The organism is Demequina sp. NBRC 110052, from assembly GCF_002090075.1.
Taxonomy (GTDB): domain Bacteria; phylum Actinomycetota; class Actinomycetes; order Actinomycetales; family Demequinaceae; genus Demequina.
This window is the reverse complement of the sequence record NZ_BBRI01000003.1, coordinates 556,285-570,916: the sequence shown is the minus strand read 5'-3', so window position 1 is coordinate 570,916 and position 14,632 is coordinate 556,285. Positions and strand designations below refer to the sequence as shown.

The window sequence follows — 14,632 nt, the reverse complement described above, 5'->3', positions numbered from 1 at the left end:
GCCGATGCTAGCGGCGCCGAGCGCGCACGGCCTCGGAGCGATCACTTCGAGACTCACGAGGGTGGCTCGCGCGGCGTGTTGCTCGCGACACGCCGCGACTGCACGCGTGCGCGTGTCAGAGAGCGTCCGTGGGGCGCGTCAGGCCGCGAGCCTCACCCCGGCCGGGAGCGTCAGGGTGGTGGCGTCGCGTGCGCCGTCATCCGCGGTGGCGTCGCCCGCGTGGGCGTTGCCGTTGACTGCGTTCGCGGCCTCGAAGTTGAGCGAGAGATCCAGCACGGCGACACTCGTCGACGTTCCGGTGGGCTCGGCGCGCGGCGCGCGTGGAGCGTCGTCATCAGAGGTGAGTGCGACGTTCGTCGCTCCGGAGGCGGACGCGGAGTCGTGGTCCATGGCCGTCGCGCAGCCGGCGAGCGCGAGCACGCCGACGGACGTGGCCGCGAATGCGGCGAGGGTGCGGTGTCGTCCTTTCATGCTCTCAGTCCACGCCGCCATTCTCAGAGGTGCCTGGGACTGGCCTGCGAGGTGGCTGCGAGTCAGAAACGGACGTCTCGCCTCGCGCTCGAGCGCCGCCTCCAGCATGCTGGCAGTGGACGACGACGTCGGCAGGACTCAAGGAGGACGCCATGGAAGCCCACGGTCCCGTACAGCTCATCACCTATGCCGATCGGCTGGCAGGCGACATCCCGACGCTGACGCGGCTTCTGCGCAGCGAGCCGTTCGCCTCGGCTTTCAAGGGTGTGCACATCCTGCCGTTCTTCACGCCGTTCGACGGCGCGGACGCGGGCTTCGATCCCGAGGATCACACGCAGGTGGATCCCCGCCTGGGCACCTGGGACGACGTGCGCGAGCTCTCCGGCATGCACACCACCATGGTGGATCTCATCGTCAACCACGTCTCCGCCGGCTCAGCCGCGTTCCAAGACGTCGTGGAGAGGGGCCGCGACTCCGAGTTCGCGCCGATGTTCCTGACGTTCAGCACGGTCTTCCCCCACGGAGCCACCGAGGAGCAGCTCACCGCGATCTACCGCCCACGACCTGGCCTGCCGTTCACGCCGATCAAGCTGGGAGGCGAGCTGCGGCTCGTCTGGACCACGTTCACGTCGCAGCAGATCGACATCGACATCCACTCCGAGCCGGGCCGCGCCTACCTCGCCTCGATACTCGACGCCGTCGCCGACGCGGGCGTCACCCTGGTGCGCCTCGACGCCGTCGGCTACGCGGTCAAGGTGCCGGGCTCGTCGTCGTTCATGGTGCCGGAGAGCTTCGAGTTCATCGCCTCCTTCACGGAGCAGGCCCGCGCGCGTGGCGTCGACGTGCTGGTCGAGGTGCACTCGTATTACAAGCGGCAGATGGAGATCGCCGCGTCGGTGGATCTCGTGTACGACTTCGCGCTGCCCCCGCTGGTGCTGCATGCGCTCTACACGGGCGAGGCCCAGGTGCTCGCGCACTGGCTCGAGATCCGCCCCACCAACGCCGTCACGGTGCTGGACACGCACGACGGCATCGGCGTCATCGACGCGGGTCCGGCCGGCCCCGACGAGCCCGGACTGCTCGACCCGCAGCAGATCGACGAGCTCGTCGAGGGCATCCACGAGCACTCGGGCGGCACGTCGCGCGAGGCCACCGGAGCCGCAGCCTCGAACCTTGACCTCTACCAGGTCAATTGCACGTTCTACGACGCGCTCGGCGCTGACGATGCGCGGTATCTCGCCGCCCGCGCCATCCAGTTCTTCACGCCCGGCATTCCGCAGGTGTACTACGCCGGCGCGCTCGCGGCGCGCAACGACGTCGCGCTGCTGCGCGAGACGGCCGTCGGCCGCGACATCAACCGCCCGTATTACGACGTCGACTCGCTCGTCGAGGCGCTGGGCCGCAAGGTGGTGCGCTCGCTGATGGCGCTGTGCGCCTTCCGCAGCGCGCACCCCGCGTTCGATGGCGTGTGCGAGGTCAGCACCGAAGGCACGACGCTCACCATGGTGCGGCGGGGAGAGGCAGTGCCCGACGCGTCGGCCACGCTCGTCGTGGACCTCGCCACCGGCGAGGCGAGCATCGAGTGGACGGGCCCCGTCGCGTCGGGCAGGACCGACGACCTCCTGGGCAACCCGCCGCGCACTTGAGCTTCGGCAGCAGGGTAGGCCCCGCGTCGGGCACGCCCGACGCGGGCGTCAGCGCTCGCGGAAGCGGCGCCACACCTCACGCACGGTGGGTACATGGACGCCGTCGGCGGCCATGGCGGCGCGGGTCTCGCGGCGGCTTGTCACCACGCCGATCACGCCCATGAGCCACGGGACCAGCAGGGTCGCGAACGCGATGCGGTACTCATCGAGCGTGTACGTCGTGGCGCCAGCGGGAGACGCGACCTGGAGCGCGACGCCGACGATGAGGATCGCGATGATGCTCGCCACGAAGCCGCCCATGTTGACGAAGCCGGTCGCGCTGCCCACACGGTGCTGCGCCGCGAAGGAACGCGCGAAGTCCATGCCCACCAGCGACATCGGCCCTCCGGCTGCGACCACGACCACGAACAGCACCATCTGCCAGAACGGGCGAGGCGTGGACGGCACGAGGATCGCCACCCACGCGAGCGCGGTGAGGCTCGCACCGCCGAGCACGAGCCACGAGCGACGCCCGGGATAGCGCGCAGTGAGCGCCCCGATGACGGGGCCCACGGCGATGTTCGTCAGCACCGCGACAGTGAGCAGCGCGCTGGCCTGCGCCGTCGAGAAGCCCTGGCCCTGCGTGAAGAACGGCACGCCCCACAGCAGCGCGATCGTGTTGATGGTGAACGGGCCCAGGAAGTGCGACCAGAAGCCGAGCCTGACGCCGGGCGTGCGCCAATGCGTCCGCAGCGCCTCCGCCACCGAGAACCGTGCGGGTCGCTCCGTGGGCTTGCCGTGGCCCGGGCGGAGCATCACCCACCAGATGCCGAGCGCGGCGAGCACGCCGACGACGGCGAGTCCCGCGAACGTGGGCGTCCAGCCGGCGTGGTGCAGCGCGAAGGCGACCGGCACGGCCGTGGCGAGCTGGCCCGTCTGCCCCAGCAGGCCCGTCATCTGCACCATCACCGGCACGCGCTTGGGCGGGAAGTACAGCGCCACCACCTTGGTGGCCGCGATGAAGATCGGGGCGTCGCCCACGCCGATCAGCACTCGTGCTGCGACCGCCCAGCCGTACTCAGGTGCGAACGCCATGAGCGCCTGGCCGGCCGCCATGACCAAAGAGCCACCCACCATCACCGTGGCGGGGCCGAAGCGGTCGAGCAGTACGCCGGCGGGCACCTGCATGGCGGCGTAGGCCGCGATCTGCACCACCGCGAGCATCGACAGCGCCGTGGCCTGTACCCCGAAGCGGTCGATGGCCTCGACGCCCGCGACGCCGAGCGCCGTGCGATGCATGACCGCGATGAAGTACGCGGCAGCCGCGACGGCGAAGATCGTCCAGGCCAGACGGGGGCTGCGGGCGGTGGTCACGGGCTTCCTCGGGCTGGATCGGGCAGGGGTGTCCCCGGCACGCTGGCGGAGGTCACCCCAGGCTACGCCCCGCGCCAGGGTCCATCGGGCCCCTCGGTGGCGCAAACGCAGTCCGGCCCGGCCGCCGTGTCAGCCTGAGCTGACGGGCGACCGGGCCGGACTGCAGGGGGATTAGTTCTTCTTGCCCTTGTTCACCTTGCCTGCGGACTTCTCCGCCTTCTTCGCGGCCTTCTCGGCAGCCTTGGCCGCCTTGGCCTCAGCCTTCTCGGCGGCCTTCTCAGCCTTGGCGGCAGCCTTCTCGTCGTCGAGCGTCAGCTCCTCGTCGACGATCTCGTCCTCGCCGGTCACCTCGTCGCCCTCGGCGACGGTCTCGTCCTCCGTGGTCTCCTCGTCGACGGTCTCCGGGTCCACCCAGATGCCGCGCGCGTGCTGCGAGACGGCCTGACCGAACTCCTTGCCCTTCAGGTCCGTGGTGGCCATGAAGACGAGCATCTCCGCCACCTGGGTGCGGCGCTCGAGCGACTGCTCGGAGCCGTTGCTCAGAACGGACTGAGCGGCGTTCAGAAGGCCGCTGAGCTCCTCCGCCTCGTCGCCCTCGAGCTCATCCATGTCCTCGAGCGCCTCCTCGGCGGCCTCGAGCGCGCGGTCGATCTCGTAGAGGGCGTCGCCCGGCTTGGCCTCGTCGGCGGCGGCTGCTCCGCCGACGGCGAGGGCGGCGATTCCTGCCACGCTCGCGGCGATCAGTGCGCGCTGGCGGAGGCGTGAGACGCCTGCGGATGCGGTGTGGGACTGAGACATGTTCGCTCCATTGCTCGGTGAGGTCTTCACGTCCAGGTCACCGTCCGTTTCGTGCAGGTGGTGACGGGTTCGCGCCGGTTTGTGGCGGATTCCACATCGGCCTTGACGTGCGTCCCGCGTCCGAGCGGGCTGCGTCCGAGCTGCGGAATCGCCGTGACCGCTGCTCTCGCGGCGCGGCCGCGCCCGTACGCTCGCGACCGGAACTAGGGTGCGAGTCATGGCAGTCGCACGCACCCGCAAGGCTCGTGCCGCGCGCCGCAGAGCCCGACGGGTGGCCGCCTCGGGAAGCGACCTCACCGCAGGCGAGTGGCAGCGCATCCTCGACGCGTGGGGATGCTGCGCCTACTGCGGTGACGCGGTGTCCGCACTCCAGAAGGACTGCGTGCTGCCCATCTCGCGCGGAGGTCGCTACACGCTCGACAACGTGGTGCCCGCCTGCAGATCCTGCAACGCCAGCAAGTGCAACGACGAGGTGACGTCGTGGATGCGACGCCGCCGGCTCGACGAGCCCAGGTTCCTGGTGCGGTGGGCGCGCATCGCACGCGATCTCGCGGACGGCGAGGTCTGAGGGCGACCAAGAGTGGGCCCCGTGGGGCTCGAACCCACGACCTACGGATTAAAAGTCCGCTGCTCTACCAACTGAGCTAGAGGCCCGCTCGCCCATCGTATCGGCGTGCGTCCAGGTGTTCCGGCCACAGCGTCGGGCGGGCTCGCGAGCCGAGGAGGGCGCGAGAAGATGCGCCGCGCGTCGAGTCGCGTTCTCATGGAGGGGAGGGGATGCGATGAAGGGAGCAGTGATGACCGACACGAAGCACCGCGACCAGGACCGCCCGATCCCGCTCGACAACGCCGCCTCGCACCGGCCGCCCGAGGGCGGTGTGCACAGCAAGCACCAGGGCCGCACGGAGATGGAGGGCGAGCAGAACGCCGACGCCCACGCCCCGCCGCCGTCCACCGTCCAGAAGCAGCAGCGCGGGCCAGGGATGAACCACTCGGGCTGAGCCGTGGACGTGGTGCGATGAGACCGGCCGCGCGGCGGTGAGAGCCTGGGTTTCGGCTACCTCAGTGATCGGTGTGGGGCGCAGAGGTAGGCGGCCTTAGTTGAGGGACGTGACGGCCTTGGCTCCACACCTGGACGAAACGATCCTGACAATGGCACTACGGGACGTCGGAGGCCAGCAAACGTGCGAGGCACGCTCGGGGCGGGCTGCCCACACACGCCCTAGTCGGCCCAAGGCCAGGCACTCCCAGGCGTACAGTCGATTCAGCGGGCTTGCCGGCTCGCGTCGCCGCCGGAGAGGTCCGCGTGCCTCGAGGTCGCCGAGATTGCGAATTGACACCTATGGGAGCGTCAACGCGGCGACGGAGCACCCGTCTCGCCGCCGCGGAACAACGCCCTCAATCTTCAGGCCCGTGGCCCTTGTGTCACGAGGACGCCAGTGCTAGGACTTGGATGCGGGTGTTGCACCTGGTGATCGCGGCAAAGGGGGAGTCATGGTGGGAACATTTTCATATTGGCGACGACCGCTGGCTGCAGCCGCACTCGTCGGGCTACTCAGCGCATTGCTCGTGAGCGCACCCGCTGGGGCCGAGTCGAATGACTCGTCAGCGGACGTCATCCTGACTTCGACGCTGACTGTCACCGACGATGTCTCAGGCTCTCCCGCGGTCAGTCCGCTTGGCTTCTCGACAGGCCAGCCGGGGGTCATTGTGTGCTCAGGGACCACCCACTACCCGCATTACTCGGGAGGAGCAGGCGGGGCTATCTACAAGCTCACCGTCACGTGCTCTGGGTCTGGATACTCATCCGTTTCCGTGAGAGTGGTTTGTGGCCTGTACTTCTCGCTTAGCGATGGCTACTACGGCACCTTGCGAGCGTCTGACGTCTACGCACAGACCGTTGCGGTCGGGGGGTCGAGGATTTTCTACTGCCCGCGAGAGACGGTCGGCCATGGCGGCACTGGCAAGGGCTACTGGACGGCTCTATCGTCAATGCAGATTGTCTCCCCGGGAATCGGGACCATCGACACTGAGCGCGTCACTATTTACAAGGACATCCATTCCTGATGGAGGTTCGCGTTGTTGACGAACGTGACGCGACTCTTGAGTCGCGCGGCCCGCAGGACTATCGAGTCCACCTCTGGATTGATCCTCCCGAGGTTGACCGTGGAGCCTGCTACGCATACGACCTTGAGCAGTCGAGTGCGCTAGAGGTCATTACCTGGGCCGTCGACCAGGCAGAGCAAAGAGCACCATGTCTCGCAGAAGTCCTCCTCAAGCACTACACGGAGACAACGGGCGAGCTTCTGACCATCGAAGTGGCCGCGATCCGTCGTTGACCGACCCGCCCCAGGGTTTGGCTACCTTTGGAAGCGTGTCGTTCAGGCTCCAATGTGAGGAGTCCGAACCGTGCCGAAGCCCAATCATGCAGAGCTTCGTCAGCGAGCTGGCGCGCTCGTAGGCGCCGGCGACACGCAGCCATCGGCAAGGTCCCACCCACCAGCAGATTGAACGACCTGCCTGGGCACAATAGCTAGTGCACCAGCCCCAGCGCCTCGAGCGACCGCCACGCCATCGCGCGCGTCACCTCGCGCGGCGACAGCGCCATCCCCACGGCCTTCGCCAGGCCGATGCCGCGCGCCCGAGCCACGAACGCGTCGTCCACGCGCCCCGTCTCACGGTCGTAGGCCTCGAGGAGAGCGTCCACTCCGGCGCGCGGCATCAGCGCATGAGTGAAACCCACATCCACCGCCGGGTCGCACATTGCCATCGAGCCCCAGTCGAAGATCCCGCCGAACTCGCCGCCGTGGCTCAGCACGTTCGCTCCGTGCAGATCGGCATGCGACCACACCCACTCGGAGTTCGGCGCGGCTGCGAGGGCCTCAGACCACAGGGCGAGCGCCGCATCCAGGTCGAGCAGCTCGCCGTGCGGTCCGCCGTCCGCGTGTGCACGATGGATGCGCTCGGTCGTCTTCGGGTCGCGGTCCGACATCGGGATCGACTGCTCGATGTTGAACGGCGCGTCCTCCGGCGAGGGCGTATGCACCTGGGCGAGCGCGCGCCCCACAGCGGCCCCCGCGTCGGCATTGAGGGGCACCTCGTCGGCGGTGTCGCCCGGGATCCACGTGATGACCGCCCACGGCCACGGATAGCCGTGGCCTGGCTGGCCGTGCGCCATGAACGTCGGGTGCGCGAACTCCCATCCGCCGCTGAGCCTGGGAAGCCAGTGCATCTCCGTCTGCAGGCACACCACGGCGTCGTCGGTGCGGGGGATGCGAGCCGCGAGGTCCTCGCCGAGTCTGAATACGGCGCAGTCCCAGCCATCGAAGCGCGGGCCGAGCGGGAGGTCCGCATACTCGGGGTGCTGATCCGCGATCAGGCTTGACACGGTGTCCGGAGAGATCGAGGGATGGGCCGGCGGTGGGACCGTGTCGAAGCTCACGCGGGATCCGACTCCAGGGCGAGCCGCGCGTCGGGCTCGTCGTCGGGGGACGCAACAGCGGCGTCGGGCATGTGGCGGTGGTTGTCGTCCGGGGTGATCAGGCGCCAGCGCGTGAGCTGGAACACGCCCAGTCCGACGACCCAGCCGAGAGCCACGATCCCGGCGCTCACCAGCGCCACGGACAGGTAGCCGTTCGCGGGATTGAGGAACGGGTACGGGACCCAGCCGTCGGTCGCGCCGCGGATCAGGATCACCGTCAGCCACGCCACCGGGTAGATCAGCACCGTCCACGACATGCGCCAGTCGAGCGGCCGGCGCGGGCCCTCGAGCAGCCAGTCCGCGAGCATGATCGCGCCCGAGACGGCGTGCAGGATCGTGTTCGTCCACACCTGCGGCGTCTGGACGTCCACGTTCACGAGCAGCGTCCAGTACACGGCGGTGACGATGATCAGATACGTGGTCGCGGCCGCGCGGGCGTAGGTGAGCCAGCCCCAGCGCGGCTGGTCGGTGTGCAGCGCCGTGAGGATCAGCACGACCATCGCGATGATGTTCGACTGGATGGTGAAGAAGCCGAAGAAATTCCAGAACACCAGGTCGCCGGCGGTCAGCACCGCGTGGAACGTCGCCGCCACGGCCGTGAAGATGGTGAACGCGGCGACGATGCGGACCAGGTACCAGGCGACTCTCACGGCTCGACGCTAGCAGTGGGGCGGCGCATGCGGCAGGGTGAGGGCATGGAGTGGGCGACGCTGCTGGATCAGGGACGATGGACGACCGAGCCGGTCGCGGCAGCCGTCGTGGACGGCGCGCTCGAGGTGGAGGCGCGCGAGGGATCTGACGCGTGGCGCACCACCAGCTACGGGTTCATCCACGATGACGCTCATGCGCTGCTGGTGCCGATGGGCGCTCGTGAGGCGGCCGAGGTGCGCTTCGTGCTCGACTACGCGGAGCAGTTCGACCAGGCCGGCATCATGCTCCGCGCGGATGCCGAGACGTGGATCAAGTGCGGCGTCGAGGTCTCGGACGGCGCGCCGCAGGTGGGTGCCGTCGTGACGCACGGCGTCTCGGACTGGTCGGTGGCGCCGGTGCCTGCGTGGGTCGGTCAGCAGGTCACGATCCGGGCCTCTCGCGATGGGGATGCCGTGACGGTGCGCGCTCGCGTGGACGCCGAGCCGTGGCGCCTGGTGCGGGTCGCCCCGCTCGCGCCCGACGCGGTGGTCAGCGTGGGGCCCTACCTTTGCGCCCCGTCGCGGGCCGGGCTTGTGGTGCATTTCCTATCGTTCGGCCTGGGCGAGCCCGACGCGGCGCTCCACTGACCCCGCGCGTCCCCAGCCCTTGCCGCAAAGCCCCGCCCGTCCGCAACCAGGGCCCTCACGCCTCCATGCGCGGGTTGCAGAGGCGCATCCAGGGGGCTGATGCCTCCCGCGTCAGAGTCCCGCGAGCAGCAGCGCCGCGAATGCGACCGCACCTGACGCCATGGTCCAGCCGGAGGACCGCTTCCACAGCGCCACGCCCACCGCGACCAACGCCGCCAGGTGCCAGGCGCCGAATGCGCGCCACGACCCTTCGTCGAGCAGCAGCGAGTTGGCGATGATCGCGGCCATCGCCGCAGGGCCCACGAGCTGCAGGGCCCGAGCCACGCGCGGCGGCAGCTGCCGGTCCTTGCCGAAGATGACGATGCCGCTGATGCGGATCAGGTACGTGCCGATCGCGGCGAACAGGAAGATGAGGAACGTCTTCACTCGCCACCTCCCGCGTCGTGCGCGAGCCCGTCGTCCGGGACCTCGCCCCGTGGCTTCCGGGCCGGCACGAACGAGCCCACCGCGATCCCGGCCAGCGCGCCCGCGAGCACGTTCAGCCCCCACGGCAGGTCCTTGGCGAGAACCACGACGAGCACCGACACCGCCACCGCCGTGACACCCGGCGCATCGCGCAGGCCCGGCACCATCACCGCGAGGAACATCAGCGGCACGATGAAACCGATCTGCCACGCGTCGGGGATGACGGGCCCGAGCGCGATGCCGGCGACGGAGCCTGCGACCCACACCGCGACGAACGGGAGCGCGCCGCCCACGATGAACCAGCGTCGGCGCACAGGATCGGGATACCGGTCCGCGTGCTGAAGCGACACCACCGCAGCCTGGTCGGTCATCAGGTGCGCGAGCCCCAGCTTCCAGCGGCGCGGAAAGGCCGCGAACACGGGGGCGAGCGCCGCCGAGTACAGCGCGAAGCGCGCATTGATGACGAGGGCGGTGATGACGGCGATCACGGCGGGAGCATCCGTCCGGATCGCTTCCACGATCGCGATTTGGCTCGCGCCCGCCACCACGGAGATGGACGCGAAGGAACCCGTGAACGGATCGATCCCTGCCACCCGCACGAGTGCGCCGAACGCGAGCCCGAACAGCACCGAGCCCGGCATCAAAGGACCGATCGCCTTGAGTCCGGCCCACGCGTCGGACCACTGCCGCGGTCCGATGCCGAGCACGGCACGGCGCGGGGCTGGCGATGGAGACGCGGTCACCGCGTCAGTGTGTCATGCGGCCACGGAGCCGGGTCTGCGCCAACTGGCGCTGGTGTGTATGCCCGACGCTGGGCCTGGGTCGGTGCCGGAGTCCTGAGGCGCCTGGTTGGCGGTGGGACGCGGCGGGAGGAGGCGTGAGCGCCCCGGCAGATGCTTACTCGGCGTCGCGGGCCGCGGGGGACTCCTCGGTCTCCCGCGCCGCGCGCTCGGCTGCGCGCTTCACGGCCATCTCCGCACGCCGCTCCCCGTAGACGGCGAGAATTGAGTCGTCGTCCCACACGCACGCGAGCTCGTCCTTCTCGCCGAACCGCTCGAGGTGGTTCTGCACCACGGCCATGAGGCCGAACAGCTGGTCACGCTCCGCGGCGGTGATGGCGAACTCGAGCGTGGACTCGGTGGCGGTGAGAACGCAGACGTTGTCGTCTCGGCGTACGGTGCCGACGCCCGACTCGGGATCGAAGTCGGCCTCGATCTTGCGGCCCAGGTGGCTGACGAGCTGCTTGGCGTAGCGGGCGGCGCGGTCGGTGGCGGCGCGTCCGGTGATGGTGGCGGTCATGGTGACTCCTGGGGTCGAGCGGATGGTCGGTGGGGTTGGTCGTGGAGCGTGGGCTCGGCGGAGGCGGCAGCCTCAGCGGAAGTAGGACGCGACGAGGTCGTCGCCCAGGCGGTGAACGGTGAACGGCATGCCGTAGACGTCCTCGAGGGCTTCGGGCGTGATGACCTCGGCAGGGGCGCCGTCGGCGACGACGGCGCCGTCGCGCATCGCGATGATGCGGTCGGAGTGGGCCGAGGCGTAGTTGATGTCGTGCAGCACCAGCACGATGGATTTGTCGCGCTCGTCGGCGAGGCGGCGTAGCAGGCGCATCACGCCGGTGGCGTGCGCCATGTCCAGGTTGTTCAGCGGCTCGTCGAGCAGCACGTAGCGCGTGTCCTGCGCCAGCACCATCGCCACGAAGGCGCGTTGGCGCTGACCGCCGCTGAGCTCGTGCAGGCCGCGGTGGGCGAGGTGATCGAGGTCGCAGTACGACAGCGCGGAGGTGACGGAGGCCCGGCAGTCGGGGGTGAGTCTCCCCCCGGAGTGGGGAAACCGCCCGAACTCCACGAGCTCGCGCACCGTGATGCGCGCCGTCATGTGGGTGTCCTGGCGCAGCACTGAGAGCCGCTTCGCCACCTCGCGACCCGACGCGGAGAACACGTCCACGCCGTCCACCGAGGCGGTGCCGGCGTCGGGCCCCAGGATGCGCGAGACCATCGACAGCAGCGTGGACTTGCCCGCGCCGTTGGGACCGATGATCGAGGTGACCCCGGCGTCGGGCAGTGTCAGCGAGACGCCGTCCACCACCGTGGCGGTTCCGTAGGACTTGGTGAGGCCGTCGACGGCGATCATGCGCGGGACTCCTTGAGGATGAGGACGATGAAGTAGACGCCGCCCACGAGGTTGATGATCGAGCCGAGGGTGGCGTTGAAGTGCAGCACGTGCTGTAGCAGCGCCTGGCCCAGGACGAGCGCGACGGCGGCTACGAGGATCGAGGCGGTCAGCGTGATGACGTGTCGGTGCATGCGGGTGACCTGGTAGGCGAGGTTCGCGACCAGCAGCCCGAGGAACGTCACTGGTCCCACGAGCGCGGTCGCGACGGCGACGAGCACCGCGACGAGCATCAACAGCCACGTGACAGCGCGCCGATAGTCGACGCCCAGGGTGATGGCGCGCTCGCGGCCCAGCCCCAGCACGTCGAGGGTGCGCGCGAAGCGGAACGCGACGGCGACGCCGGCGATCATGACCACGGCTGCGAGCGCGAGCACGTCCGTCTCGAGCGCGCCGAAGCTGGGCAGCAGCTGGTCCAGAAGCGAGTCGTACTCGTTGGGGTCCATGATGCGCACCATGAACGACTGGATCGAGCCGAACAGCGTGCCCGCGATCACTCCCATGAGCACGAGCGTGTACAGCCCGCGCGAGCCGTCGCCGATCATCCACCGGTACAGCGTGGTGGCCCCTGCGAGCAGCAGCACCGTCGTGGAGCTGAACATGATCCACGGGTCCATCGTCTCCACCGAGTTCGCACCGAGGAAGAACACGAGCGTGGTGGCGAACAGCGTGTACAGCGCGTCGAAGCCCATGATGGAGGGCGTCAGGATGCGATTGTGCGTGAGCGTCTGGAACACCACGGTGGAGACGGCGATCGCGGCGCCCACGACGATGAGCGCGATGGCCTGCTCGGCGCGTCGCGGCAGCGCGTAGTCCCAGTGGCCGTCGACCCCCCACGTGAGGAATACCGTGAGGGAGGCGACCACGAGCACGCTCAGACTGGCGATGACCCGGGCGGTGCGTGTGGACGGCAGCGCGCGGCGCACGAGCCCGACGCTGCGGCCGGGGCGTGTCGGCGCCTTGCCGGCCTCGGTGCCCTCCAGGGTCAGCTCATGCGGTGACATAGCGGTTGCCCTTCCTCAGTACCAGCGCCGCGAAGACGACTGCGCCGAGCACGCCCACGATCGAGCCGACCGGGATCTCGTAGGGGAGGATCAGCACGCGCGCGAGCGTGTCGCACCCAAGGGTGAGCGCTGCGCCGGCGAGGGCGGTGACCGGGAGGGCGCGGCGCAGGTTGTCGCCGATTGCCATGGTCACGAGGTTGGGGACGATCAGCCCGAGGAATGGGATCGCTCCCACGGTCACCACCACGACGGCGGTGGTGAAGGACGCGATCGACAGCCCGATCGCCGTGACGCGGCGCACATTCACCCCGATGCCGGTGGCGAAGTCGCGGCCCATGCCGGCGGCCGCGAACTGGTGCGCGAAGGCGTACGCGACGACGGCTGCAGCGCCAGCAAGCCACAGGGTCTCGTAGCGCCCCTGGATCACACCGGAGAAATCTCCGTTCATCCACGTGCCGAGGCTCTGGGTCAGGTTCTCCCGGTATGCGAAGAACTCGGCAATCGCGCGGTAGACGCCGCCGAGCAGGAGGCCCATGAGGGGAACGAAGACCACATCCTTGAACTGCACACGCTGAATCAGGATCACGAACACCGCGGTGCCCGCGAGTGCGAACGCAGTGGAGATGAGCACCTTGCCCATGACGGGTGCGCTCGCGAACAGGATCAGCGAGACGAGCACGCCGAGCGTGGCGGCGTCCACGGTCCCCGCGGTGGAGGGCGCCACGAAGCGGTTGCGGGTGAGCTGCTGCATGATCAGGCCGGAGATGGCGAGGGCCGCGCCGGCGAGCACGAGAGCCGCGGTGCGTGGCCAGCGGGACAGCAGCAGCAGCGTCTGTCCGTCGGGATCGGTGAAGAGCTGCGCGAGCGACACGTCCGCGACTCCCACGGCAAGCGAGAGCGCGGCGAGCACCACGACGGCCGCGACGGCCACCCAGGGGGCGACCGTCGCGGCCGTGGTGCGTGTGGGGCTGGACAGGATCAACCCACCAGTGCCGCGATCTCGTCGTAGACGGTGCTCATCGCGGTGAGTCCGCCCATCGACAGGTACCAGTTCTCCGGCGTGACATACGCGATGCGGCCGTCGGTCGCGGCGCTGGTGCCGTTCACGAGGTCGTTGTCGAGGAGCTGCTGCGCGCTCTCACCCTCTTCGCCGATCGCCGCGTCTCGGTCGATGACGATGAGCCACGACGGGTCGAGCTCGGCGAGGAACTCGTAGCTGATCGAGTCGCCGTGCTCGTCGATCGTGCCCTGGTCGGTCGCCGCCCCGAGTCCGAGCACGCCGTACGCGAAGTCGAACCGTCCCTCGTCTGAGGGGCCGAAGGCGTTGACGTGGCCACCGGTGGTGAGCACGACCAGGCCGGCCCCTGCGTCGGGCGCGGCCGCGGCGATCTCGTCGGCCTGGGCGCTGAGCGCGTCGAGCGCCACCTGAGCCTCGTCTGCGGCGCCGAAGATCTCGCCGATCGCGAGAGCGTTGCGCTCGAGCGTCTCGAGGTAGCCTTCCGAGCCCCAGTCGTAGCTGAGGTCGATCGTCGGCGCGATCTCGGCCATCTGGTCGTAGGTGGAGGCGGAGCGGCCACCGATGATGATCAGGTCGGGCTCGGCGGCGTTGATCGCCTCGTAATCGGGCTCGAACAGCGTGCCGCCGTTGACGGTGGTCTCCGTGTAGTCCGTGAGGTATGAGGGCAGGGCGTGATGCGGGATGACGGAGACGGAGTCCCCGAAGCCGAGCGTGTCGATCGTGTCGAGGATGCCGTGCTCGAAGACGACGACGGTCTGCGGCTCGGTGGCGACCGAGACCTCGCCCAGCGCGGTCTCGACGGTGACCTCCGCGGGCACCTCCGAGGCAGTCTCGGTGGTCGCGTCGGCGGTCGGGGATGTCTCGCCGGCCTCGCCTGCCGAGCAGGCGGCGAGGGTCACGGCGGCCACGGTCGCAGCGGCGGCTGCGAGCACGGGTCGGGTGGCGTGCAT

At 69.5% G+C, this 14,632-nt stretch carries 16 protein-coding genes and 1 tRNA gene; 4 read left to right on the top strand and 13 right to left on the bottom strand.

What is annotated here, in order from left to right; translation table 11 throughout:
* Positions 1 to 138: 138 nt before the first annotated feature.
* Entirely contained in the window at positions 139 to 471 is a 333-nt protein-coding gene (locus B7K21_RS10135; protein WP_144016177.1) for a hypothetical protein, read from the bottom strand.
* Between the two features lie 152 nt (positions 472 to 623).
* On the opposite strand from B7K21_RS10135, the gene gtfA reads away from it, so the two are divergent.
* Positions 624 to 2,117, top strand: coding sequence for a sucrose phosphorylase (gtfA, locus tag B7K21_RS10130; protein WP_084075304.1), 1,494 nt, complete (start codon positions 624 to 626; stop codon positions 2,115 to 2,117).
* A 48-nt stretch (positions 2,118 to 2,165) separates the two neighbouring features.
* Here gtfA and B7K21_RS10125 read toward each other — a convergent pair whose 3' ends face one another.
* Positions 2,166 to 3,470 (bottom strand): nitrate/nitrite transporter, encoded by a 1,305-nt coding sequence (locus B7K21_RS10125; RefSeq protein WP_234989273.1) that lies wholly within the window; start codon positions 3,468 to 3,470, stop codon positions 2,166 to 2,168.
* Between the two features lie 171 nt (positions 3,471 to 3,641).
* On the bottom strand, positions 3,642 to 4,268 hold the full coding sequence (locus B7K21_RS10120) for a hypothetical protein (RefSeq protein ID WP_084075303.1): 627 nt from the start codon (positions 4,266 to 4,268) through the stop codon (positions 3,642 to 3,644).
* Positions 4,269 to 4,485: 217 nt separating this feature from the next.
* On the opposite strand from B7K21_RS10120, the gene B7K21_RS10115 reads away from it, so the two are divergent.
* Entirely contained in the window at positions 4,486 to 4,836 is a 351-nt protein-coding gene (locus B7K21_RS10115; RefSeq protein WP_084075302.1) for an HNH endonuclease, read from the top strand.
* A gap of 13 nt (positions 4,837 to 4,849) precedes the next feature.
* Here B7K21_RS10115 and B7K21_RS10110 read toward each other — a convergent pair.
* Positions 4,850 to 4,922, bottom strand: a tRNA-Lys gene (locus B7K21_RS10110).
* A gap of 143 nt (positions 4,923 to 5,065) precedes the next feature.
* On the opposite strand from B7K21_RS10110, the gene B7K21_RS10105 reads away from it, so the two are divergent.
* Positions 5,066 to 5,269 carry a hypothetical protein gene (locus B7K21_RS10105; RefSeq protein ID WP_144016176.1) on the top strand — a complete coding sequence of 68 codons (204 nt, stop codon included), beginning with the start codon at positions 5,066 to 5,068 and terminating at the stop codon, positions 5,267 to 5,269.
* Between the two features lie 1,532 nt (positions 5,270 to 6,801).
* Here the strand turns inward: B7K21_RS10105 and B7K21_RS12645 are convergent.
* Positions 6,802 to 7,656 carry a phosphotransferase gene (locus tag B7K21_RS12645; RefSeq protein WP_159448486.1) on the bottom strand — a complete coding sequence of 285 codons (855 nt, stop codon included), beginning with the start codon at positions 7,654 to 7,656 and terminating at the stop codon, positions 6,802 to 6,804.
* Positions 7,657 to 7,706: 50 nt separating this feature from the next.
* The gene (locus B7K21_RS12640; protein WP_159448485.1) at positions 7,707 to 8,399 is read right to left on the bottom strand and encodes a Pr6Pr family membrane protein; all 693 of its coding nucleotides are present in this window, start codon (positions 8,397 to 8,399) and stop codon (positions 7,707 to 7,709) included.
* 27 nt (positions 8,400 to 8,426) lie between these two features.
* On the opposite strand from B7K21_RS12640, the gene B7K21_RS10085 reads away from it, so the two are divergent.
* Positions 8,427 to 9,026 carry a DUF1349 domain-containing protein gene (locus tag B7K21_RS10085; protein ID WP_084075297.1) on the top strand — a complete coding sequence of 200 codons (600 nt, stop codon included), beginning with the start codon at positions 8,427 to 8,429 and terminating at the stop codon, positions 9,024 to 9,026.
* 111 nt (positions 9,027 to 9,137) lie between these two features.
* On the opposite strand, the gene B7K21_RS12635 is transcribed toward B7K21_RS10085, so the two are convergent.
* From B7K21_RS12635 to B7K21_RS10050, 7 genes are all read right to left on the bottom strand, one after another.
* Positions 9,138 to 9,452: an AzlD domain-containing protein gene (locus B7K21_RS12635; protein WP_159448484.1), complete on the bottom strand. Its 315-nt coding sequence runs from the start codon at positions 9,450 to 9,452 to the stop codon at positions 9,138 to 9,140.
* A complete protein-coding gene (locus tag B7K21_RS10075; RefSeq protein WP_084075296.1) occupies positions 9,449 to 10,234 on the bottom strand; it encodes an AzlC family ABC transporter permease in 786 nt (261 codons plus the stop codon). Before B7K21_RS10075 ends, B7K21_RS12635 begins: the two co-directional genes overlap by 4 nt.
* A gap of 154 nt (positions 10,235 to 10,388) precedes the next feature.
* On the bottom strand, positions 10,389 to 10,790 hold the full coding sequence (locus tag B7K21_RS10070; protein WP_084075295.1) for a DUF2218 domain-containing protein: 402 nt from the start codon (positions 10,788 to 10,790) through the stop codon (positions 10,389 to 10,391).
* Between the two features lie 72 nt (positions 10,791 to 10,862).
* Positions 10,863 to 11,621, bottom strand: a complete 759-nt coding sequence (locus tag B7K21_RS10065; RefSeq protein ID WP_084075294.1) for an ABC transporter ATP-binding protein — start codon at positions 11,619 to 11,621, stop codon at positions 10,863 to 10,865.
* Positions 11,618 to 12,664: an iron chelate uptake ABC transporter family permease subunit gene (locus B7K21_RS10060; RefSeq protein ID WP_084075293.1), complete on the bottom strand. Its 1,047-nt coding sequence runs from the start codon at positions 12,662 to 12,664 to the stop codon at positions 11,618 to 11,620. Before B7K21_RS10060 ends, B7K21_RS10065 begins: the two co-directional genes overlap by 4 nt.
* Complete coding sequence (locus tag B7K21_RS10055; protein ID WP_200806288.1) at positions 12,651 to 13,646, bottom strand: ABC transporter permease; 996 nt, start codon at positions 13,644 to 13,646, stop codon at positions 12,651 to 12,653. Before B7K21_RS10055 ends, B7K21_RS10060 begins: the two co-directional genes overlap by 14 nt.
* A complete protein-coding gene (locus B7K21_RS10050; RefSeq protein WP_159448483.1) occupies positions 13,643 to 14,632 on the bottom strand; it encodes a siderophore ABC transporter substrate-binding protein in 990 nt (329 codons plus the stop codon). Before B7K21_RS10050 ends, B7K21_RS10055 begins: the two co-directional genes overlap by 4 nt.

Excerpts from the sequence above, each read along its gene's own strand:
- B7K21_RS10135 (WP_144016177.1), bottom strand. The coding sequence starts at position 471 with ATGAAAGGACGACACCGCACCCTCGCCGCATTCGCGGCCACGTCCGTC.
- B7K21_RS10085 (WP_084075297.1), top strand. The coding sequence starts at position 8,427 with ATGCGGCAGGGTGAGGGCATGGAGTGGGCGACGCTGCTGGATCAGGGA.
- B7K21_RS10050 (WP_159448483.1), bottom strand. The coding sequence starts at position 14,632 with ATGCACGCCACCCGACCCGTGCTCGCAGCCGCCGCTGCGACCGTGGCC.
- B7K21_RS10105 (WP_144016176.1), top strand. The coding sequence starts at position 5,066 with ATGACCGACACGAAGCACCGCGACCAGGACCGCCCGATCCCGCTCGAC.
- B7K21_RS10065 (WP_084075294.1), bottom strand. The coding sequence starts at position 11,621 with ATGATCGCCGTCGACGGCCTCACCAAGTCCTACGGAACCGCCACGGTG.
- B7K21_RS10120 (WP_084075303.1), bottom strand. The coding sequence starts at position 4,268 with ATGTCTCAGTCCCACACCGCATCCGCAGGCGTCTCACGCCTCCGCCAG.
- B7K21_RS10115 (WP_084075302.1), top strand. The coding sequence starts at position 4,486 with ATGGCAGTCGCACGCACCCGCAAGGCTCGTGCCGCGCGCCGCAGAGCC.
- B7K21_RS10070 (WP_084075295.1), bottom strand. The coding sequence starts at position 10,790 with ATGACCGCCACCATCACCGGACGCGCCGCCACCGACCGCGCCGCCCGC.
- gtfA (WP_084075304.1), top strand. The coding sequence starts at position 624 with ATGGAAGCCCACGGTCCCGTACAGCTCATCACCTATGCCGATCGGCTG.
- B7K21_RS10060 (WP_084075293.1), bottom strand. The coding sequence starts at position 12,664 with ATGTCACCGCATGAGCTGACCCTGGAGGGCACCGAGGCCGGCAAGGCG.